The following is a 23,312-nucleotide window of genomic DNA, read 5'->3' on the forward strand; positions in this document are numbered from 1 at the left end:
TCGTTCCTCCTTACAGCTTTTTGAGCTTTACGGCACATACTTTAAACTCAGGCATCCTTGAAATTGGATCTAATGCAGGGTTTGTTAGTTTATTTACAGACAACTCTTTGCCCCAGTGATATGGGATAAAGACATGGTCATGTCTAATTGCTTTCGTTATTTTTGCTTTAACCGTCATCGATCCACGTTTTGTTTCCAAGAACACGTCATCTCCATCCTGTATCGCATACGTTGAGGCTAATTCTGGATGTATTTCTACATATGGCTCTGGACACTTTTCCATTAAGAAATCTGTTCTTCTCGTTTGTGTACCAGATAAATAGTGGAAGACTACACGCCCTGTAGTGAGCGTATGCGGGTACTCGTCTGTTGGGATTTCAGCAGGTTCCTGCCACCCTATAACAGCTAGGTTCGCTTTCCCATCAGGTGTTGCAAATTTTTCTTTAAACATTGTTGGTGTACCTGGATGGTCCTCTGAAGGACACGGCCAAAAAATTCCGTCTTCTTTTTCAATCCGTTCGTATGTGATCCCTGAGTAATCCGCTTTCCCTCCTTTTGAAGCGAGACGGAACTCTTGAAAAATCTGATCCACATTTTTATAACCAAAGTATTTTTCCTTGCCCATTCGTTCGGCAATAAGGTTAATAATCTGCCAATCCGGTTTAGATTCACCGATTGGATCCTTTACTTTCCTAATCCGAATGACCCTGCCTTCTAAATTCGTTGTCGTGCCCTCGTCTTCTGCCCAAGTTGTTGCTGGGAGGATAACGTCTGCAAATTCTGCTGTTTCAGACATAAAGAAATCACTAACGACCATAAAATCTAATTTTTTAAAGCCTTCCCAAATGTAGTAGTTATTTGGTGCTGATACTGCGGGGTTACTACAAATAACATGCATCGCTCGGATATTTCCCACTTGTATTTCATCAAACATTTCATAAGCTGAAACTCCTGCTTTCGGCATTTCCGATGGATCAATCCCCCAAACCTTTGACACATATTCCACATGTTCTGGATTATCAATTTTGCGATAACCTGGCAATGCATCTGCTTTTTGGCCGTGTTCACGACCTCCTTGACCGTTCCCTTGGCCAGTGAATGTTGCAACACCAGAAGCGAATTTTCCAATTTGTCCTCTTAATAAAGCCATAGATGTATATAAAGAAACATTGTCTACACCTTTTGATTGCTGCTCAATTCCTCTTGCGAACATGACAACAGACTTTGGCGAGCGACCAAATATTTGAGCAGCCTTTAACAATTTTTCCACCGATACACCTGTAATTTCAGACGTATAATGAGGGGTAAACGGCTTCACAGCTTCTTTTAATTGTTCGTAATTGTTACAACGTTCGCCTACATACTCTTCATCTACATAACCATTTTGAATAAGTAAATACATCATCCCATTTGCTAAAGCAGAATCTGTCCCTGCTTTTAAATTTAAATGAACATCCGCAATACGTGCTGTCGGAGTTTCTCTTGGGTCTGCTACAATCATCTTTGCTCCTTTGTCACGTGCTTTCCATAACCATTGAATCGTTGTCGGGTGACACTCTGCTGTATTGGAGCCAGCCATAAAGAAACAATCCGTATGCTCAAGTTCTGGCCAAGGTAATGTTGAACCTCGATCTAAGCCTAGCGTTTTCATAAATCCACCAGCTGCAGATGACATGCAGAAACGTCCGTTATAATCGATAAAACGAGTTCCTAAACCGACACGAGCGTATTTCCCTACGAGGTAGCACTTCTCATTTGTCATCGAAACACCACCGAAAACGGATACAGCATCTTTTCCGTACCTTGATTGAATGCCTTTGAAATTTTTCTCAATTAAATCAAGCGCTTCTTTCCAAGTACTTTCAACAAACTTTCCGTTCTTTTTAATTAATGGTTTTTTTATTCTTTCATGGTGGTCAATTGTTTGATAGGCAGTAACACCTTTAGGGCACATTTTTCCGTTCGTAACTGGCCAATCATATCTCGGCTCGACACCGACAACATCCCCCGTTTTTTCATTTACACGTATGTGCATTCCACATTGCATTCCACAATAGCAGCAGTGTGTTGTTACTAATTTTTCACCGCTATGCTGCAAGTTCTTTACTCCTGGCTTTACAACAAATTGTGTCATCTATTTCTCCTCCTTAACATCATTTTCATAAAAAGTCTCCGCTCGTTCCTTACCGAATCCTGGAATGTGGATCCCATTATTTGTTTGTATCGGACCTGATGATTCTCCAAATGGTGAGTTCATATTTAGTTGACTCATAACTCTTATTTTTCTGCGGCATGCCGGACAAAAGTCTGATAACTGTTTCCCGTCGGCCATTTCAAAGTGAAAGGATTGAGCACCTAAAATCGATTGCACATCAGATATTTGATCATCATTTGAATAAAGCTCACCACACCCGTAACATTCTTTCGTATCTACACCAGCTTCTTCTTGATAATTCATAGGGACAGCTACTGCCATTGGGCGAATTGGTAAATGAAAAAGTTTGCCAAAAGGAAAATAGACTAAGAATATGACTGTTGTTACTTGGTGTAAAAGCTGAAGTTCCGGATGCATCCATCCCTCTAAAAGCTTATAAGATACCGTTAAAAACAAACCTGTAACAGTCATAGCTAACAATATATAGAGTGGAACGAGATCAAATTCAGCACGTTGTGTCACTTGGACATCTTTGTTTTTAATACGGCGAACGATGGCCATTATAACTCCGATAAATAGCATCGAAGCGGTAATATTTAATCCTTCAAATATAAGTGCCGCTAATATCCCATCTGGGTGCATTTTTAACATCGGGACACCAAACACAATCATTTGATATGTCGATGCATCGATTAATTTAAAATGCATCCATCCGAACGTTAACCCAAATGTAATCGCTAATGATCCAATACAGCCCCAAGCAATAAGCCAGTGTTGAATCCCACGGTATATCCCGCGTTTGAAAATATATTTTTGTAAAATAATGTTATCTATCAGAGTTTTTAAAATTGCTTTCCCATTTCGTTTTTGTCGTTTTTTAGTTTTCATGTTTTTCCATGTTCGTTTTAACACTTCTCGTGTTGCTGGACGAAACGCCCATGATGTCAACCTTACAGTCATTCCGATAAAAAAAATGAAAGAACCTACCATATATCCAAATAACATTAAGTCAACATGTGAAAACTGCTTCGTACCTATCCACATCGTAAAGACTAAGAACATCACGACGAAAAAAGAATACATACTTGATTTTGAATAAAAGGATCTCTCTATTGCCTTCACTATATTTCCTCCTCCATGTGCTGTGTCGTACCAATTGTTCGTTTTCATTTTTGTGTATATGTAAATTGTAAAAACCTCGCTTTTTCACTACTGTGATATTTTTCACAGTGAAAATGTGATTTTCTTCACATTTTGTTTCATACCAAAGTTTTAATAAATATATCCATTGTCTGTAACCGCTCCACTACAACACTTTGAAGCTCCGTTTCCGTTCGCAATTTACGTTCACAAAACTGTCATAGACACTCATTCATTCAGTTACAATTTTGTGAACAAAATGGATATAAAGAAAGCAGGCTGGAAAGTTCATCTCGCTAACTTTCTCGCCTGCATTTCTATTAATTACTCAACGTTTGTTGGGAAATATACACACATAGGGTCACTTTCTAAATAGTCATTCGTCATCGCATAAGCTCTCGCTCTTGAACCACCACAAATCTCTTTAAATTCGCATACTCCACATTTGCCTTTCAGCAGTGATTTATCTCTTAACTGTTGAAAAACCGGTGAATGTTTATAAATTGACGAGAGCTTCTCTTCTCTCACATTTCCACATGTTACTGGTAAAAATCCACTAGGATAGACATCTCCAATGTGACTAATAAATACAAAGCCGTCACCATCGTTAACCGGTTTAGGTGCACGTCCTAAAGCATCCAACCTTTTCACACCATATTGTGTCGATAACCCTAACCGTTTTCTTTCCATCGCCGCTACTCTTCGATAATGTGGAGCTTCCGTTGCTTTAATATCATACGGCATTTTTTGCTGCATACTAAATAACCATTTCATGACCATTTCGTGCTCCTTAGGAGAAATCAAATCCTCTTCCATACCACGACCAGTAGGGATGAGAAAGAACACACTCCATAGTACTGTGTTCATCGAGTGAACTAACTCCGCTATTTTTTCTAAATCATGAAGATTATATCTAGAGACTGTTGTATTCACTTGAATAGGAATTTGGAGTTCCTGTAAATATTGAATTCCTTTCATCGTCATATCGAAGGAACCTCTTGTACCACGAAAGTGATCATGTATTTCCGCAGTAGAACCATCTAAACTAAATGCCCATCGTGACAAACCAACCTCCTTTGCTCTTTCGACAGCTTTTTTTGTCACTTTAGGCGTTGCACTCGGTGTCATCGAGACAGATAGCCCTCTTTCTTCTACAGCATATTTTGCTAAGTCAAATAGATCCTTCCTCATTAATGGGTCCCCTCCAGTAAAAACAAAGAGTGGGTTACCCATTTCTGCGATATTATCGATCAGTGCTTTCCCTTCATCAAATGATAATTCTCTTGGGTCTGATTTATATTGCGCCTCTGCTCGGCAATGAAGACACTTTAATGCGCACGCTCTTGTCACTTCCCAAATCACAATAAAAGGTGTCTCATCATAGCTTTGTTTAAAATCCATTCATTTCACCTCTTTACCTGCTTATTCATGTTTATCTTATCGGAAGTGGAAAAAGTTTACGGTGAGAAAAATCACAATTGGAAGTGGCTGTAACAAAATCGAGTTAAAAAAATAGCCCTCACCGTTTAGTTGGTAAGAGCCATTTCTTATTTATCAGGTATTTATTTTATATTAGGGTAAATTTCCCAAAAACACTCACTTGCACTCCAGAGCACCAGTGCGACATCTATTTGTGCTGCACTTCGTTTGCATTCGTAGTGCCACCCTGCCGCGGGCAAGATCAAGATAGCGGTAAGTTTTTTGACTAACTCCGCTTTGATAACAAAGTGGAAAAAGTGCCTTATATTTAGATTTTAATGTTCCCCATGATCATCTCCTGATAAAGAGACAATTTCCATTTTTTCATCAATAATCCCTTGAACTGTAAAGCTAATGATATCGGTACTTCCAAATAAGTAACCATGGTTATATGGCCCTTCTGTTGGGTCATTTTCAAATGCAGGCTTTAGCTTTGCTAAATATTGATAGATATCTTGAGTCAGGTCTCCTTCATCAAGCCAAATCATCGGAGCATGTTTTCCTAAGTGAGCAAATGGACTTCCTGGAATTGCGAGTTCAGGAGTAGCCGTAGATGCAAAAGTTAATCCATGTCCTGGTTCATTTATTCCCCAGCCAAAGCCCGTTCTTTCATCCTCATAAGAAGCAAAGGCTATCGATAGTTCTACTGCTGATTCTCCAGAAATACGTTGAACACTCCCGTACTCAGAGAGCTCCTCTTCAATATTTTCAGAGATTTCTTGCTCTGAACCGAGTAGATAAATATGAGCATTTCCATCACGCTTATTCAGTGCTTCTATTGTTGAATCTGGAATATGATCCCCTACATAAAGAATTGGTTCGTCCATATGAGAAATCCAATTTCCTGCAACGATAGACATATGCTTTGCTGAATCATCAAGTGATCCGATGATTACTGACTCTGGTAAGTGACCAACGATATCTGCATAATATTGATCAACCATAGCGGCGAATTCAGCAGGATCATCAGCTGAAATTTGTTCGATTTCATAGTCCGCTATTTTCTCCAGCTCTGTTTCCGGCAGGTCACCCATCACGATAATTTCTGTACCTTCAGCATTTCCTAATGGCTGCAGTCTTTCAATCTCTTGTAAAACTTGATCTGATATTTCACCATCTGTATATAAAAGCGGACCGTCATTCGGGTGATGGACTAACGTTAATGAAGCTAAAGAATGCTGCCATGAATCTACTGGAGCTAAAATAACTGTTCCTGGCTGGTTCTCAGCATGTGTCGAAGGCCAAATCGTTTGTGAAGTGAGCACTGAGAATGTAACAGGATCATCCTCTCCTATTCTCGTTACGTTTTTAGTATTCTCAACTTGTAAATCATTATTGGCAGAATCATTGAATGATTCAGGAGCTTGTGCTGCCTCAACTTCAATATCACCTCTTGAATGTTCGTTTTCACCATGCTGGTGATCTCCTTCTTCCTCATGATGCTCTTCTTCGTCAGCATGTTGCTCATCCATATCATGATCATTCTTATCATTATGTCCTTCTTGGTCATCTGAACATGCTGCGATAAACATGATTGAAAATAAACACATTACTGTGACAAAACTAAATTTCTTCATTTGATTAGCTCCTTTTCTACTTATTTAGGTTTTCCATCCTCAACAAGTGTAGTCCACGTTTCACCTAGATCTTCAGACATATAAACAGAGTCCGATGCTGTTCCGATCACAATTCTTTCTTCGTGCTGATGGTCGACAGTCATTGCCATAACTGGATCATCTGTTGGCAATTCTCCAATAGGCTCCCATGTTTCCCCATTGTCTTCGCTAACTATCAAGCCTTCGATTCTCCCAATCCCATGAGCAAGAAGAGTACCATCAGAACGTTGACTTACACTCGTCATCGTTAATTCATTATTTAATAAGGTAAAACTCTCACCCTGGTCATCTGACTGGTAAATCCCATCGCCCATACCTGCTAAAATGATCTCAGGATTATTAGGGTCTGATGTAATCGTATATAACTCATTAAATCTGCCCTCAATCCCATTTGCTGAAGCAATATTCCATTTTTCTCCGCCATCTGTTGATACTGATAACTGTTGATTATAGGCGTCAAATCCGTAAATGAAATCCGAATTCCCTTCATTCACTTCAATTAAATGAAAGTCAACTTCTCCATATAGTGATTTGAAGTCCCAAGTTTCCCCTTGATCCTCACTAACCATAAACCCTAAAGGATCTTTGAATTTTTCAAGGTCATGCGGATGACCACTAGTTAAAAAAACGTTATCTGCTGTAATTGAAAATCCCATAAAATCGTGGTGATCATCGGCTGTTCCTTGCCACTGCATCTCATTCGTATGAACATCAATTTTTAGGAGGCCATGGTGAGTCCCGATAAATAGTTCACCATCACTTTCCCTGTCAAAAGCCATATCGTGAATATGTGTAATCGAATCTACTTCATTTGTTTCACTTGCTCCATTTGAGCAACCTACTAAAAACAACAACATACTGGATAATAAGAAAACAACAATTTTCAACTTTCTCTCTCCTTCACAAACAGTTAATAACTAGCTTTTTAAAGAAACAGTCATATCACTTTCTATTTTCCTCTAAGCCTTCTGTATTCTATGATGCCCGTAAACATCTTTAAGGCAATTCTCATCTATTATAGAATCTGACTTCTTTACAAAAACAGCCGTTCTATCGTTCGTATAGTAAATATGAAATTGATCCGCTTTTTTTACGTTTAAATAATATCTCAATTCAGCTGGAATGGTGATCATATTTCTTTCATTTACGACAATCTTATTATCAGGCGTATCATGCTTAACTTTTCTTAGTATGAATGCTTCATGGTTCTCTGATAGTCCAATATTGATAAGTTCTCCGGCTCCAATCCCTAGTTTCTTTCTAATAAACTTCGGAATCGTAATCATATAACCGTTAGAAACAGAGCATGTCACATTCGTATCAATTACATTTGTTCGTTCAAGTTGAACAGTATAGTGCATTGTTTTCATCGATCATCACCTCATTTAATTTTCAGTCATCAATGTCATTTCTGCACTGTTGTCTATTGTAATGATATTTTTTGTAGTTTTTGTGAAGTTGTCAGCATCAACATAAATGGGCTGATCTCCACAAATAAGGGAAAATTAACTTACCGCCTAGTCCTATTGAGAAAACCTTAGTTGAAGGAAGAAGACACTATGAATGCAAACGAAGTGCAGCACGAGTAGATGTCGCACATGTCCTCTGGAGTGCAAGCGAGTGTTTTATGAACAATCAACCCCATAAAAAATGGCTCTCACCAAACGGTGAGGGCCATTCTTATTGACTAGGTTTTGCCTAACCACTAAATTAAATTCTTTTCTATAAATAATTATTTTGGTGTAATGGAATGTGGATGAAAAATGTCGTCCCAACTCCGAGAGTACTTTTAACATCAACGGTTCCTCCATGAGCTTCGACAATTTCCTGAACAATTGCCAAACCTAAGCCAGTCCCACTATCCTCTTGTTTTCTAGCTTGGTCCGCTTTATAAAATCGTTCCCAAATGTATGGTAAATCCTTTTCTGATATCCCTGAACCAGTATCCTGCACCGAAAGGATTACTTCATCTTTTTTCTTTTTTAAAGAGAGATTGATTTCCCCGCCATTTGGTGTATATCGTATTGCGTTTTCGATCATATTGATTAACGCTTGTTCCATTCGATAAGCATCTAAGTTCACATACAGTTCTCGGCAGTCTTCCTCAGGTAATCGTAATTGATGTTTAATTGATTTCTGATCAAACATTAGTACCCTTGTTTGATAAAGATCAGTGAGCCATGCGCATATAGGTACTTTCTCTTGATTTAGTTTAATCTTTCCTTGTTCTAATTTTGTGAGTAAAAACAAGTCACTGACAAGCTGCTCGATTCGATTCGCTTCTTGATAGATGACTTCTAAATTACGCTTTATCTCTGCTTCGTCAATCTCAGGAGTTTCCTTCATTACCGCTGAGTATCCTTTTATGTAAGTAATAGGGGTGCGGAGGTCATGAGAAATGTTCGAAATAAAGTGTCTTCTTGACTCCCGATATTCTTTTAACTGATTTGTCATGGATTGAATGCTTGTCGCTAAATGAGCGACCTCATCCTCACCGGAAATATTTAAGTGAATATCAAAGTCCCCATCAGCTATCTTTTTTGTCGTTTCACTAATATGATTCAATGGGTCAGAAATTCTTTTACTTAAATAATTCGTAAAAGCTACACCGACTCCGAATGTAATACCTCCCATAAGGACTAGTAATAAAAGAAGCTTGATCCTTGCATAGTTAAATTCCCCTGTATCTTGATCGAGGAACACGTATCCAATAATTTCTTGATCGTCACGACTAATCGGAGTTATTGCCCGGATGTGCGGAATATGAAAAAAAATAGATGACTCTACACGATCGATAAAAGGTTCATTTTCGAAGTTTCTTTCTTCAAAGTGATCATTTATCCAGTTTACATATTGATTAATTCGCTCGTCAGGAATGCTTTCTGACGCATAATTTAATGTTAGATCGTCATTCAAAAGCATTAAATGACTCTTTTTATCTGTTTCTAACTCATCTATGTATTCGATAATCGTTTGATCCGCATCAGTTTTCAATAGATTGGCGTGGGCTGTAACTCTGCCTTCTACTTCGTGTTCTAAATGATTTTGATAAAAAGACTTCGTAATCCAATTCGCTCCACTTATAAGCAAAATGACAAAAATGAAGAGAATGACTAATACTAATAGCGTTATTCGATTTGCAAGATTTTTAGGTAGCATGTACATCCTTCTTTCTCCTATTCATCTTACTCATTTGCTTCCGGAATCTTATAGCCGACGCCCCATACTGTTTCTAAGATCGTTTTATGATACCCTTGTTCATTGAGCTTTTCTCGAATATTTTTCACATGAGTGTCAACTGTCCGGTTATCTCCTTCATAATCAATCCCCCACTCCAATTCAAGAAGCATTTCTCGGCTGTATACTCTGCCTCGATGACTTGCGAGACGATAAAAAATTTGAAACTCCTTTTTTGTTAATGGTATGGTTCGATTCTGATATGAAACATGAAAACTATCAGGCTGAAAAAGAAGCCCTTCTACTGTATACGTGTTTAATTTAATTTTTTTAAATCTGCGTAAAACAGATTCTACTCTTGCTGCAAGTTCCTTAGGTTCAAAAGGTTTTACAATATAATCATCTGCGCCGAGTCTTAAGCCTTCAACTACTCGTTCAGTATCTCCTAAAGCAGATAACAAAATGACTGGAACTTGGTTCTCTATTTCATTTTGCATCGATTTCAACAATTCAAATCCATCTTTTTCTGGCATCATAATGTCTAAAATAATCAGGTCATAACTGTGATCCATCATTTTATCGAAAGCTTCTTCACCATTTGCTGCTTCATCGATCTTAAAGTCATAAGTCTTAAGGCAAAATTTTAATAAATTCCTCATTTCCTGCTCATCATCTACTACTAAGATGTGATTACTCATATACTCCACCTTCTTTATTCACCGTCATAAAAATAATCTATTCTCGATATTATAAAACAAAATTTTGAAGAAATAATGAAGCGAGCCTCTATCTCATTTTTTAATATAACACTAATAAGTGCGTGTTCAAAAAGGAGGACAAAAAGTGGCACGAGCGTCACATCACGAGCTGCCACATGAGTGTGGTGACTTTGGCATTCCCCCAGGACGCGGGGTTTTAGCCGAGGGTCCTATCTAGCGAGTTGTTCGACGGACAGGACGTCCTAATGCCGGACATGCCACAGGATGTGGCGTTTTGTCCGGTTGACGGATATACTACAAAGATTAGCTTGTAGAGGAAGGACAGAGTTTTTCAAGGCGACGAAGTTTTGAGCAGCGGAGCGTATGGTGTTCATATCCACATAAAAAAGAAGATGCTCACCTCTTAATTGGGAACACCTTCGTTAAAACACTTTCGTCGTAATAACCTCTTGGTTCGTCGCAACTTCTCTACGGTTTGGCGCAACTTCTATTCACGTTGACGCAACTTCTCTACAATTTGACGCAACTTCTATTCACGTTGACGCAACTTCTCTACGATTTGACGCAACTTCTCTACGATTTGACGCAACTTCTCCGCATTTCTTCGCAACATCCAAAAAATGCAGTAATGATAACCATCACTGCACTTATTTAAATGCTTTTGCTGTTCCCATCTCTGACCAGTTTTTTAAAACGCGTGTAAACATTTCCGAACCGAGTACAATGAGGAATATGACAATCGTAATGCCGAGCATTTCATTGTATGCCATGATTTGCGAGGCACGGACTAATTCCCAGCCAATTCCACCGGCACCGACAATCCCTAATACAGCCGCATAGCGAATGTTAATATCAAAGCGAAAAACCGACCAAGTAATAAAAATACTCGAAATACTCGGGAATACACCTTGCATTATCACTTGGAACTTCCCTCCACCAGTTGCTTTGATCGCTTCAATCGTACCTTTTTCAACTTCTTCGATTGTTTCAGCATACACTTTGACGAGCATTCCGATACTATTTACCGCTAATGCTAATATTCCCGGTGTTGGACCAAGTCCTACAGCGACAATAAAAAGTAGTGCCCAAATTAAAGCTGGAATTGATCTTACTAATGCTGCAAAACCTTTGACAGCATTAGTAATTGTCCAATGTGGAGAAAGATTTTTTGCAGCAAATATCGATAAAACGAGCGAAAATATAATCCCCCAGAACGTACCGAGAACCGCTATTTGCAACGATTCAAGTGCTGCACTTCCGATTCGAATCGAATCATAGATTTCAGGTGGAAACATTCCGTTTGTTACTCGCTGAAGTCGTGATGTGCTTTCCAACAGCCGTTGCGGCCCAATCCCTAACTGAATAATACTGAAAATGAAAAAGAAAACGCCTAAGCCGATTATCAGTAAGAGGTTGATCCGTTTCTTTTGTTGATGATACTGCTTCATATAATCTTCTCCCTAATTTTTGCTGTCACATATTCTACACATACGATCATGAGAAAAATGATCAAAATACCTGTTGCTGCCTGTTCATATTGGAAGAGACTAATCCTTCCCTCAAGAGCATAGCCGATACCGCCTGCTCCAACGACGCCAAGAATTGCTGCTTCACGAATATTCAAATCCATCTTATATAAAGACCATGTTACAAAACTGCTTTTAAATTGCGGCCAAACGGCTTGCCCTATAATCGCAAACCATCCTGCACCTGTTGAGCGGATCGCTTCTATTTGTTTTTCATCGATTTCCTCTAAAATATCTGCGAAAGCTTTCCCTAATATCCCTACTCCAGATAATCCGAGAGCGATCGTCCCAGCCATAGGACCGAGGCCGATACCAACGACTAAAAGAATTCCCCACACGATTGCAGGTACAGATCGAACGAATGCAATGACAGCTCTTGAAAGAAAAGCAATGATTGGGTGAAAGGATAAATTTCTCGCTGCCATTAAGCCAAAAAAAATCGAAAAAATGACCGACATGATCATTCCTGTATAACTCATATAAAGTGTATCTAAAGCAGGACCGATAAACTGTCCAATCGCCTGAAAATCTGGCGGTAAAAAGTCTTGATAAATAAATTCTGTGATATTCGTAAAACCGTAGACGATATCCATAAGCTGAAAACTTGTGCCGACCCAAGACCAGACTACTAAAGCTAATAACGTAAACCAAATAAGTAAACGATTGATCATAATCGTTTTCATTCCGGACTTGTAAGATACGAATAAATGCTCTTCGAGGCTCTGCTCCTCTTTTCGTGGTTCTCTCTCGTATTTTCCCTTTAAAGGCAAAGCCATTTTTCGTCACCAACTTATTGATAAATTTGCTCAATACTTGTTTTCGTTAATGTATGCGGCGGACCGTCAAAGACAATTTCTCCACGGTTAATTGCAATCACTCTATCTGCAAAATCCTTGGCGATCTCTACTTGATGAAGATTGATTAATGTTGTAATCCCCTCTTCAACACTAATGCTTTTCAAATCGTGCATCACTTTTTCAGAAGATGATGGGTCGAGACTCGCGATTGGCTCATCTGCAAGAATTAATGAAGGCTTTTGCGCTAAAGCTCGAGCAATCCCAACTCTCTGTTGTTGTCCCCCGCTCAATTCATCAGCTCGTTTAAAAGCATGTTCTTCAAGTCCAACTTTTCTTAATAGAGCTAAAGCTTCTCTTGTGTCATTTTCAGTAAATAGCCCAAGCCCTCCTCTAAGCCAAAATGTATAGCCAAGACGGCCGTGAAGGACATTTTTTACTGCAGGAACTCGTTTAATTAAGTTAAAGTGTTGAAATATCATGCCGATTTGTCTTCTCATTTCCTTAAGCTTTCTACCCTTAGCAGTGACAATATCAGTACGATTAAATACTATTTTTCCACTCGACGGTTCCTCCAAGCGGTTAATACAGCGGAGAAACGTACTTTTCCCCGCTCCGCTCGGTCCAATCACTGCGACAAGTTCTCCCCGTTTAATCGTGACAGAAAGAGATTTAATCGCTTCTGTTCCATCACCGTAGACCTTTTTTAACTCTTCTATTTTTAATAATTCGCCCATCATGCTCATCCGCCTTAATTTAATAACTCTTCTGGACTCATTCCTAGTGCTTCTGCTGTATTTCTAACAATATCAAAGGCAGAGTCTTCTACTGGATAAAAGCCTGTAATGCCTCGTTCTTCAAAAAACTGTTCATCTTCATAGTTGTAATAGAATTCTGCAATTTCTGCTTTTAAATCTTCAGGAAGATCTGAACGATAGGCATCAGGTCCCCGTGGAATATCATCTGAAGCATCGATAATCGTAAATTCGTCTTCACTAATATCACCTTGAGCGAGCATCGCGTCCATCACATCAGTAGCAATAGCAGCTCCGTCTACGTCTCCATTAATAACGGAATAAATCGATGCATCATGCCCCCCTGAATAACTAACATTTCCGAAGAAAGAATCGACTTCTTCATTTGTCACACCTAACTGTTCAATAATCGCTGCCCTCGGAAAAATGTTTCCAGAAGTTGAAGCCGGGTCAACAAATAAAAAGTCTTTTCCTTCTAAATCAGCTAAAGACTCAGCATCTGAATCAGCCGGCACAATAAATGCACTTTGATATGTAATTTCGTCAGCACTCTCAGCACCAATGGCAAACACTTCTGCGTCGCTTCGTTCAGCAGCGAGGACATAAGCAAATGGGCCAAAGAAGGCTATATCGACACTGCCAGTTCTCATCCCTTCAATGACAGCATTGTAATTAGATCCTAGAAACACTTCAGTTTCCAAATCTAACTCTTCACCTAATGAAGCTGCAAAGTTTTCAACTCTGTCTGAAGCTGACGTTTGATCTTCAGCTGGGATAACCCCAATAACGAGTGTTTCTGGCCATTCTTCACTAGATGCTTCCGCGCTATTCCCTTCTTGGTTATTCTCAGCGTCATCATTTACTCCTTCCTCATCGCCATTGTTTCCACATGCTGCCAGGAAACCTACTAGCAACATAACAAATAATATTTTTATCATTCTCATATAAAGACCCCCCTTATTTCCTGAATCGATTCACTTTGAGTATGAAGTCGAAATATTAAGCTAGAATGAAAGAATAATAAAAAAGTTGTAAAGATAGACCTTTAATATTCATAACCTTCATATTCCGTTCATATCAACAAACATCGAGTATGAATGTTAGGATTTAATATAAGTTAAGTAAAACATTGGTAAAAAAACAGTCCGGACTGTTATGATATATAAAAATCATAGATCTATTTTTGTGAAGAAAGCAGGGTAGAAAGATGAAACGAAAAAGATATAAAAACTTTGATAACATACCAGATAAAAAAACGATACGTGATATGCGGCGCTGGTCAAAAGAAAGGCGTGGGAAGAAAAAAGATTTATCGGTACAAATTCCAAATGCCAGTCACGTACAAACCGAAGCCCTTCAAGCAAATCGTACGAAATCTTCCATCACATGGATTGGTCACGCAACGTTTCTCATTCAAATGAATGGGTTAAACATGTTGACCGACCCAGTATGGGCAAAGCGTATGGGTTTTCAAAAAAGGTTAACGAAGCCAGGCATAGAGATAAATGAATTACCATCTATTGATTTCGTTGTCATTTCACACGGACACTATGACCATTTAGATTTCCGTTCGATCAAAAAAATAAAAGGCAGCCCCACTTTCTATGTCCCGCACGGGCTAAAGTCGGCATTCACCAGCAGAGGTTATCAAAATGTACATGAAGCAAACTGGTGGGAAGAGTTTCATGTTGAAGAGAAAAATGTAAAGATTTCTTTCGTTCCTGCTCAGCATTGGACGAGGCGGTCACTAAATGATATGAACACTTCTCATTGGGGCGGCTGGATAATCGAATCTATGGATACACAACAATCTATTTATTTTGTTGGAGATACCGCCTATTTCAGCGGATTCAAAGAAATCGCTAAACGCTATACGGTCGATGTGGTTTTAATGCCGATCGGCGCCTATGAACCGGAATGGTTTATGGCTACATCTCATATTAATCCAGAGGATGCCATTCAAGCTTTTTTAGAGCTCGATGGTTCCCTGTTTATCCCGATGCATTACGGAGCTTACCGGTTAGCTGACGACACCGGACCCGAAGCATTAGAGAGGTTCGATAAAGAATGGGAGCGGCTGGCACTTAGCGAAAATAAGCGGCAAGTCTTGAAAATTGGCGAAACATATTGGTACGAAGAGGGTGTCTCGAAAGCTTAGCTATAGAGACACCCTCTTTTCATTTTATATACAAATAGATTTCGAAGTCATCATCGCAAATACACGATTACTCAAAGGTACAGATGCGACATCTGCATCTTAGTTTACTTCTTTCGTATTTACAATCACCACTTTGCTTCGAGCATTGCCTCAATTTCCTGCGCTACAATGTGTCGACTTTAGTCCTAAACGATTTCTTATGAAAGTGATAGTAATAAAGAGCAACAATCAGGATATTAATGACAAAAAGAACCAAATAAATATTACTGAAAACATATCCATTTTCGTATATATGCAGGGGGTTCCATGTTACAGTGGAACCAAGATCGACCATTTTGCTGAATACGGTTGCTGCGATACCTCCTGATATGAAGTTTAATGTTGCCATTAACCCCATCCCTACTCCTGCATCTCTCTGATAAAGTGTACTAGATACTACATTAGATAAAGCGATAATAATAAAGGTTTGTCCAACATTTCCAATAATCAAAATAGTCGCAATAACGAATACGGATATGCCAACGACTGAGGACAGAAGAAAAAAACATATGACCAACAATAATGAAGCAAAATAAAACAAATAAGAATTCCCTTTTGTGTCTGCCAGTTTACCTCCTTTTAAACCTAAAGTCGCGGCAATAACTGCAGCAGGAACCATAGAAAATCCGATTAGTCCTGGGGCTAGATCATTCACATTAGCAAAAAGTAGCGGACTTAGAAAATAGAGTGAAAAACCAGTTCCAGTTGAGAGGAAAGCGATTAGTAAACCTATTCTATAATGTTTATTTTTTAAAAGCTCAGGTCGGAGAAATGGTGTTACTGCTAAATGAATTCTCCAGATAAACAAACTTAATACAAATAACCCACCTATAGAAAGTAACCATATTCCTTCTGTAACACTCAACATGATTAGCGCTACCCCACTTCCGAGTAATAAGCCCCCAATCCAATCAAATTTGCTTCGTTTTTTTTCAGTGTCATCAAGGTATTTTCTGTAAAATGGAACAGTTAATAAAAAGAATAAAGGTAAGCAAAACAACCACTGCCAATGGACGACACTTACTAGCAGTGCTGACACTACTGGCCCTACAGCATTGCCAAGTGCAATACCAGCAGATGCCATACCAAATGCCCGACCGCGTTCTTCCTGATTAAAATAGCGTACCGGGATAATCATTGCTGTTGCTGGGATTACCGCAGCCCCTACTGCTTGAATGAATCTTCCAAGCAGAACGACAGAATATGCTTGTGCACTTAAACCAATAAGTGAACCAACAGCACACAACAAAACCCCTACAGTTAATAGATTTTTTAATTTTATCGTATCTGCTAATTTCCCATACATAATCGTACCAATTGAAAAAACGAGTATATAGATTGACGTAATCCAGCTAACTTGAGCTGTATTTATACGAAAGTCATTTTTGATCTCAGGAAGAACGATATTAAACATCGTTGCACTCATCATAGAAATAATAAGAGTAAACATTAATGTGATTAATAGCCTGTCTTGTCGCTTTCTCCTTTCAATATTGCTCAATGTTATCTCCCCTTTAATTCACGAAACCTCCAGACTGCAATATCCGTTGATTCCCATTGAGGATTATTTTACAATCAACAATATATAATGAAAAATATTAATTTTCGTATAAATTCATAATGTCAACATTATAAAAAAAAAGGACTGATTTATTAATGGAGATTTTGCAATTAACCTATTTCCGCACATTAGCACAGGTAGAACATATGACGAAAGCGGCTGAAACGTTACATATCGCACAACCAGCTCTCAGTCAAGCCATATCAAGACTTGAGAAAGACCTTGGTGTACGACTATTTGACCGAAAGGGTCGACAAATCCGTCTTAATTCTTATGGGAAATTATTTTTAGAGAGGGTAGAAAGTGCACTCGATATTCTTGAAGAGGGGAGAAAAGAATTAATAGACCGAGCGGGTATAGAGAGGGGGAGTATATATTTAGCCACTTCTACATTTGACCGACTCTCCCCACCAATTAAATCGTTTCTTGATCAGTACCCGGACATTCATTTTCAGGTTAAACAGGCATCGATGGAAAAATTGACTCACCTCATTCATGATAATGATATTGATTTCTGTTTTACTGCTATTCCTATTAAAGGTGACGATATTGAATCTATCCCCATTCTAAAAGAAGATTTATACATAGGTGTCCCTCACGGACATCAATTAGCTAATCGTAACAGCATTCCTCTTTCAGAAGCTTCTGAAGAACCATTCATTAGCTATCATAAAGATAATCAAATGCGTCAGATGAATGAAGCATTTTGTCGTGAAGCCGGGTTCTCTCCCCGCGTAGTTTGTGAAGCGGAAGGACCAACAGAAATCGCAAACCTTGTCCGTGCTGGATTAGGAATTGCATTTGTAGGTTCATGCAACATTGATGATGACTTAGTTAAGCTGAAAATTAACGAACCCGCATGCGAACGAACATACTCACTTGTATGGAAAGAACACCATTATTTATCAAGAGCTGCACAACAATTTAAAGATTTCCTCATTCAATATTTCTCATCAAATTGACGAGACTTCCTAAAATGTTCACAGTGAATGAATGGCGATGTTGAACTTACTCCTTATGTAAAAGTGAGTTTAAATATTAATTAACGACTAAGGTTTATTAAAAACAAAATGGCTGTTGAGGTACTTTTTCTCAACAGCCGGCCGTAGTTCTGCTTCATAAAAATCAATTCACTTATAACGGCAAATCTCTTTTACTAAATATAGCAATGCTTACGAAATAGAGAAGAATCCCTGCTGCACCAAGACCGATGGAAGCTAGGAATACGTTCATCGTTCCATTGACAATTTCTAACGGTTGAAAGACTGAAAAAAGCGTAAAATACTTTAACCAGCCGACATCCTGACCTGTATTTGCGAAGATATTTAACATATAAAAGATCAGTGTTAACCCGCCCGATGCAGCAAACGCCTTCTTCGTTTCATTGAAGATCGATGAAAATAAAAACGCGTAACCGCCAATAACGAAAAAGAGAAGAAAGGCAAGAACATTTATTTGCAAGAACGTAGAAAGATGCAGGTCAGCATCACTTACGATCACATTTATTCCAAAAACGCCAACAACCATCGTCACGGTTGAAATGAACAATATACTTATTACGAGAACCGCCGCTTGTGTAAATGCTACTTTTTTTCTTGCTACTGGTGTCGTTAACAAGTATGCCATTGATCCTCGATCAACTAATGTGACTAAAAGTTGGTTCGCAACGAGAAGACTAAAAATCACCATGAAAATGAGAAAGGACGCATTATAGAACCCAGTAGAGAGGAAACTTTCAATCGTTTGTGGCCCAATCTCCATCCCGAGAACATCCCTCATCGCTTCAGGTAATGCCTCCATTAAATCGGTCTCTCCACTCGGATCATACATTCCAGCAGTTACTAATAAATAAAAGCTAATTAAAACCGTTAATCCGATCATGAGTTTACTTGTTTTTTTGAATGATGTTTTTAATAGAGGAATATTTAACATCATTGTCCCCTCCGATCATAATAATTCATAAACATGTCTTCGAGATTTTGTCTCGTCATATCGATATTTGTAATTCCACATTGAGATAACAATTGGACTAATTCTTCATAATTCCCTTGAACCTCAATCGTTACGTTAAAATGATCAATTGAAGAAATGTTTAGCTCTGATTGCTTGAGCAAAGCGATATCTTCATGACTTTTCACTTTAATGTTAAATTGCTTTTGCTGATCTGTTTGTATTTGTTGAATATCCTCGACCGTAACGAGGTACCCATCTTTAATAATGGCTACCGTATCACACGTTCTTTCAATTTCTTCAAATAAATGTGATGACATTAAAATCGTTTTTCCTCTAGCTTTCTCTTCTAAAATCAATTGGATAAATTCATTTTGCATTAACGGATCCAATCCAGAGGTCGGTTCATCTAAAATTAAAATCTCAGGATCATGCATGAACGCTGCGACAATTCCGACTTTCTGCTTCATCCCTTTTGACATTTTCTTAATCGGGGTCTTCACATCAAATTGAAAACGTTCAATGAGTTGATTACGGCGCGATACATCTTTCATATCCCTCATGTCACCTAAAAGCTTTAGCGTTTCTAAACCATTTAACCCTTCAATAAACGCAATCTCTCCAGGCAGGTATCCTATATATTTCTGAATTTCAGCACTTTGCTTCCAGCAATCTAAATTATTTATTTTGCTCGAACCATTCGTTGGCTTCATAAATCCGACTAAATGACGAATTGTCGTTGACTTCCCTGCTCCATTAGGTCCTAAATAGCCAAACACTTCTCCTTTTTCCACTTCAAATGTGACATCAAACAAGCCCTTGCCATTCGGAAATCGTTTGGACAAATTGTTTAATTGAATGCTCATACGATCTGCCACCTCTTTCTATTAAATGAATAATATGAATAATTTTATATCACTTTATTCATAATATGACCTAATCAAAAATATGTCAATAACTTTTTGAATAGATTAGTTTGAATTTATTCAAAACGTAAGCTATGATAATGAAGAGGTGATAGACGTTGGATGGGTATCAACTAAGAACGAAGAAGAAGAAAGAAGCAATCAAGCATGTAGCTTTTGAGCTTTTTATAGAGTATGGAATTGATAAAGTAAGTCTTTCTGAAATAGCGAAGAAAGCAAATGTTTCACCAGTGACAATTTATAATCACTTCGGGACAAAAGAAGAATTAGTCAAAACGGTAATTGCTTCTTTTTTTAGAGAAGAGTGGGAAAATCGAATAGAGACCACCAAACGAGACGATTTAACCTTTCATGAAAAAATCGAAAAGATGATCATGGAAACGTCGGATTTCTCTGGTAAAATAAATCCGGATTTTATGAGTAATTTGATGAATGGCTACCCTGAACTAAAAAATATAATCGGCGACATTTATCAAGAATTTTTCCCTCATATTATTCATTTTTTTGAAGAAGGAAAAAAGCTTGGGTATATTGATCCCGATATCGCGACTGAATCGATCATTCACTATTTAGAAATCATTAAGAAAGCAAGTGATAACTTACAATTCACGAATGATAAAGGGAAAAATTCAAAGTTGGCTAACGACCTAGCTAAATTATTCTTTTATGGATTATTGAGGAATCCTGAGGAGAAGAATGAAAATTAATCATTATATGATTACAAATATTGAGAATGTAAAAATCCGATGAAGGAGAATCATCTCATTTCATCGGATTCCTTATTACTGTTACATTTTAAGGTCTCGTCGTCGATAATTGTACATCCCAATTATCACTAGTCCAATTGCAACAACGGTTAACCAGAGGAGCCGAGTCCAGTTTAGATCATCAATAGGAAAACGCGATACGTGATGAAATGGTGATACGCTCATTAACCATTCTGGCATTTGAAGTGCACCACCGAGATAGATGACGAGAAAAGAAAAAATAAGAACGGCCCAACTGAATGTTGCTGCTTTTGGAATGATTCCAATTAACACAAGAGCAACTCCGACCGTTACCCAAAGTGCAGGAGCATAAGACAATCCAGCTAAAATAAGATCACCAAAATATCTAGATTCATCCATACTCATACTTCCGGCTAATCCCATACCTAATCCTGCCATAAATAGTATAAGGATTGAGTTTAGTACTGCCGTAATGAGATAGCTTCCTAATAGCCGATAGCGCGATAAAGCACCGGCTAACATTCCTTCTAAACGCCCTTCTTTTTCTTCGCCTCTAATCCGCAAAATGCTTTGAAGGACCGGGATTGTCGCGATCACGACGGTAACTGACATGAACATTGCGGCAAAACTGTCAGCTAGGACACCTTTATCCATACCTGGAAGCATATTTTCCGCCAAGTCGCCCATTGAATCGATCCAAGCCTCTGCTTCACCAATGAATGTCCCATAGCTTGCCCCAAGTAAAAAGATACCAATACTCCAAACAATTACATGTGTCCGTTGTAATCGATAAGCAAGACCGATCGGTTTCGTTAACAAATTAGATGCAGACGCCTTCCCCTTTCGTGGAGGAAGCATTCCTGCTCCGACATCCCGCTTCGTACTTAGTGGATAAGCAATTGCGACAAATAAAAAAGCAAATGCTACAGATAGCAGGAGTGGTGACCAAAGATTATCACCATAGACCGCTGTTTGCTGTGCCCATCCTATTGGTGAAAGCCATGATAGAAACTCCTCTCCCATATCACCGATGGCACGAAGTGTATATGCAACTGCGATCATCCCTGCACTAATTCCAATTGCTCCTCGAGCGTTCTCCATTAATTGAACGATAAACAATGTCAATCCAGAAAAGGCAATTCCAACTGATGCTAACGCAGCACCGAACAAAAATGATCCTTCCCACGTAATCGATTCAGCTCCAGTTGAAGCGAGCCCTATTGCAGCGACAATAGCGAGGACAATATTTGTTCCAACTGCAAGAATAAGGGCAGCTGTAGAACTTGCATGCCTTCCAGTTACAGACGCACGTACTAATTCTGTCCTGCCTGTTTCTTCTTCTTTACGTGTATGACGAACAATGAGAAGGACACTCATTAAAGCTACGACAATCGCCGTATAGCCGATCATTTGATGTCCCATCATTGCTCCAAGCGTATAATCTTCTAAATAAAATTCAGGTCCAGTCATCGAAATCGCTGCGGGACTGGCCATCATTTGTGCTGACTCTTGTTGAGAGGCTTCATTATCATAAAGATTATCATAAGCAGCAAGCGTCCCTACAAGGGCGATCGTAATGCCTAATATCCAAATCGGAAGCTGAATGCGATCCCGTCTTAGCATAAAGCGAAGCAATGTCCATGTACCTGTAAATGACTGCTGATTTTTCATTACTTTCCACCACCTTGTACAGCTGCTCCCGCATTCGTACCTTCCCCATAATGACGCATAAACAATTCTTCTAAAGTAGGCGGTGTGCTCGTAAGTGCCTTGATTTCAAACTGCATCAAATATTTAAGCACTCGATCAATTTCAGAGGACTCAACTTGAAATACTGCTTTTTTCCCCTCGACGTTCACATCATGAACGCCTGATAGTTTTTCAATTCCAACGATTTGCTGGCCAGTTTCAACTGTAAATAATGTACGCGTTAAATGACGTAACTCGTCAAGTGAACCAGATTCAACAATTTTCCCTTCTCGAATAATTGCGACACGATCACAAAGCTTTTCTACTTCTGCTAAAATATGACTCGATAATAAGACCGTCTTACCTTGTGCCTTGACTTCGGCAACACATTCCTGAAACACATTTTCCATTAACGGGTCCAACCCAGATGTCGGCTCATCAAGAATGAATAAATCTGCTTTTGATGCAAACGCTGCAACAAGTGCGACTTTTTGCCGATTCCCCTTAGAATAAGTCCGACACTTTTTTGTCGGATCCAAATCAAAGCGCTTCAATAATTGATCTCGATGATTTTTATCCATATCTCCACGCAATCTTCCGAAAAGATCAATTGCTTGCCCACCTGTTAAATTTGGCCATAGATGAACATCGCCAGGAACATAACTGATACATCGGTGAAGTTCAACCGCATCGTTCCAAGGATCACGCCCAAACATCCGAACATCCCCGTCCGTCTTTCGCAAAAGTCCGAGCAGAACGCGAATTGCCGTCGACTTGCCCGCCCCATTCGGACCGATAAATCCTAGGACCTCGCCTTTACGCACTTCAAGATTCAATCCATCAAGAGCACGCACACTTCCATAGTCCTTCGTTAAATTGTTTATTTGAATAATGGACATT

20 protein-coding genes are annotated in these 23,312 nt (G+C 38.8%); 3 read left to right on the forward strand and 17 right to left on the reverse strand.

Going from position 1 to position 23,312, the window contains the following annotated elements:
- Positions 1–10: 10 nt before the first annotated feature.
- The 12 genes from fdhF to phnD form a co-directional block, all read right to left on the reverse strand.
- Positions 11–2,134: a formate dehydrogenase subunit alpha gene (fdhF, locus tag CD001_RS24350; protein ID WP_096190158.1), complete on the reverse strand. Its 2,124-nt coding sequence runs from the start codon at positions 2,132–2,134 to the stop codon at positions 11–13.
- Positions 2,135–3,277: an MFS transporter gene (locus CD001_RS24355; protein WP_096190159.1), complete on the reverse strand. Its 1,143-nt coding sequence runs from the start codon at positions 3,275–3,277 to the stop codon at positions 2,135–2,137.
- A 342-nt stretch (positions 3,278–3,619) separates the two neighbouring features.
- The gene (locus CD001_RS24360; RefSeq protein WP_096190160.1) at positions 3,620–4,696 is read right to left on the reverse strand and encodes a TIGR04053 family radical SAM/SPASM domain-containing protein; all 1,077 of its coding nucleotides are present in this window, start codon (positions 4,694–4,696) and stop codon (positions 3,620–3,622) included.
- A 353-nt stretch (positions 4,697–5,049) separates the two neighbouring features.
- Complete coding sequence (locus CD001_RS24365; protein ID WP_096190161.1) at positions 5,050–6,351, reverse strand: cell wall-binding repeat-containing protein; 1,302 nt, start codon at positions 6,349–6,351, stop codon at positions 5,050–5,052.
- Positions 6,352–6,371: 20 nt separating this feature from the next.
- Complete coding sequence (locus CD001_RS24370) at positions 6,372–7,277, reverse strand: F510_1955 family glycosylhydrolase (RefSeq protein WP_096190162.1); 906 nt, start codon at positions 7,275–7,277, stop codon at positions 6,372–6,374.
- Between the two features lie 72 nt (positions 7,278–7,349).
- A complete protein-coding gene (locus tag CD001_RS24375) occupies positions 7,350–7,760 on the reverse strand; it encodes a hypothetical protein (protein ID WP_096190163.1) in 411 nt (136 codons plus the stop codon).
- A gap of 352 nt (positions 7,761–8,112) precedes the next feature.
- The gene (locus CD001_RS24380; RefSeq protein WP_257009929.1) at positions 8,113–9,555 is read right to left on the reverse strand and encodes a sensor histidine kinase; all 1,443 of its coding nucleotides are present in this window, start codon (positions 9,553–9,555) and stop codon (positions 8,113–8,115) included.
- Positions 9,556–9,575: 20 nt separating this feature from the next.
- The gene (locus tag CD001_RS24385; protein WP_096190164.1) at positions 9,576–10,265 is read right to left on the reverse strand and encodes a response regulator transcription factor; all 690 of its coding nucleotides are present in this window, start codon (positions 10,263–10,265) and stop codon (positions 9,576–9,578) included.
- A 668-nt stretch (positions 10,266–10,933) separates the two neighbouring features.
- Positions 10,934–11,734 carry a phosphonate ABC transporter, permease protein PhnE gene (phnE, locus tag CD001_RS24390; RefSeq protein ID WP_096190165.1) on the reverse strand — a complete coding sequence of 267 codons (801 nt, stop codon included), beginning with the start codon at positions 11,732–11,734 and terminating at the stop codon, positions 10,934–10,936.
- Positions 11,731–12,588: a phosphonate ABC transporter, permease protein PhnE gene (gene phnE, locus CD001_RS24395; RefSeq protein ID WP_096190166.1), complete on the reverse strand. Its 858-nt coding sequence runs from the start codon at positions 12,586–12,588 to the stop codon at positions 11,731–11,733. Before phnE (CD001_RS24395) ends, phnE (CD001_RS24390) begins: the two co-directional genes overlap by 4 nt.
- Positions 12,589–12,602: 14 nt before the next feature.
- Entirely contained in the window at positions 12,603–13,346 is a 744-nt protein-coding gene (gene phnC / locus CD001_RS24400) for a phosphonate ABC transporter ATP-binding protein (protein WP_257009930.1), read from the reverse strand.
- A gap of 11 nt (positions 13,347–13,357) precedes the next feature.
- Entirely contained in the window at positions 13,358–14,305 is a 948-nt protein-coding gene (gene phnD / locus CD001_RS24405) for a phosphate/phosphite/phosphonate ABC transporter substrate-binding protein (protein WP_096190168.1), read from the reverse strand.
- Between the two features lie 263 nt (positions 14,306–14,568).
- Here phnD and CD001_RS24410 point away from each other — a divergent pair, with 263 nt between their 5' ends.
- A complete protein-coding gene (locus tag CD001_RS24410) occupies positions 14,569–15,519 on the forward strand; it encodes an MBL fold metallo-hydrolase (protein ID WP_096190169.1) in 951 nt (316 codons plus the stop codon).
- 163 nt (positions 15,520–15,682) lie between these two features.
- On the opposite strand, the gene CD001_RS24415 is transcribed toward CD001_RS24410, so the two are convergent.
- A complete protein-coding gene (locus CD001_RS24415; RefSeq protein WP_257009931.1) occupies positions 15,683–17,059 on the reverse strand; it encodes an MFS transporter in 1,377 nt (458 codons plus the stop codon).
- Positions 17,060–17,214: 155 nt separating this feature from the next.
- Here CD001_RS24415 and CD001_RS24420 point away from each other — a divergent pair, with 155 nt between their 5' ends.
- A complete protein-coding gene (locus CD001_RS24420; protein WP_096190170.1) occupies positions 17,215–18,081 on the forward strand; it encodes a LysR family transcriptional regulator in 867 nt (288 codons plus the stop codon).
- Positions 18,082–18,253: 172 nt separating this feature from the next.
- Here the strand turns inward: CD001_RS24420 and CD001_RS24425 are convergent, their stop codons facing one another.
- Together CD001_RS24425 and CD001_RS24430 are read right to left on the reverse strand one after the other, a co-directional pair.
- Positions 18,254–19,054, reverse strand: coding sequence for an ABC transporter permease subunit (locus tag CD001_RS24425; protein ID WP_096190171.1), 801 nt, complete (start codon positions 19,052–19,054; stop codon positions 18,254–18,256).
- Complete coding sequence (locus tag CD001_RS24430; RefSeq protein ID WP_096190172.1) at positions 19,051–19,935, reverse strand: ABC transporter ATP-binding protein; 885 nt, start codon at positions 19,933–19,935, stop codon at positions 19,051–19,053. Before CD001_RS24430 ends, CD001_RS24425 begins: the two co-directional genes overlap by 4 nt.
- Before the next feature lie 158 nt (positions 19,936–20,093).
- Between CD001_RS24430 and CD001_RS24435 the strand changes: the two genes are divergently transcribed.
- A complete protein-coding gene (locus CD001_RS24435) occupies positions 20,094–20,702 on the forward strand; it encodes a TetR/AcrR family transcriptional regulator (RefSeq protein ID WP_096190173.1) in 609 nt (202 codons plus the stop codon).
- Between the two features lie 81 nt (positions 20,703–20,783).
- On the opposite strand, the gene CD001_RS24440 is transcribed toward CD001_RS24435, so the two are convergent.
- Together CD001_RS24440 and CD001_RS24445 are read right to left on the reverse strand one after the other, a co-directional pair.
- On the reverse strand, positions 20,784–22,394 hold the full coding sequence (locus tag CD001_RS24440; RefSeq protein WP_096190174.1) for an ABC transporter permease: 1,611 nt from the start codon (positions 22,392–22,394) through the stop codon (positions 20,784–20,786).
- Positions 22,394–23,311, reverse strand: coding sequence for an ABC transporter ATP-binding protein (locus CD001_RS24445; RefSeq protein ID WP_096190175.1), 918 nt, complete (start codon positions 23,309–23,311; stop codon positions 22,394–22,396). The genes CD001_RS24440 and CD001_RS24445 overlap by 1 nt, the downstream gene beginning before the upstream one ends.
- Position 23,312 lies beyond the last annotated feature (1 nt).

It is taken from the genome of Evansella halocellulosilytica, assembly GCF_002335745.1.
GTDB lineage: Bacteria > Bacillota > Bacilli > Bacillales > Salisediminibacteriaceae > Bacillus_CA > Bacillus_CA halocellulosilytica.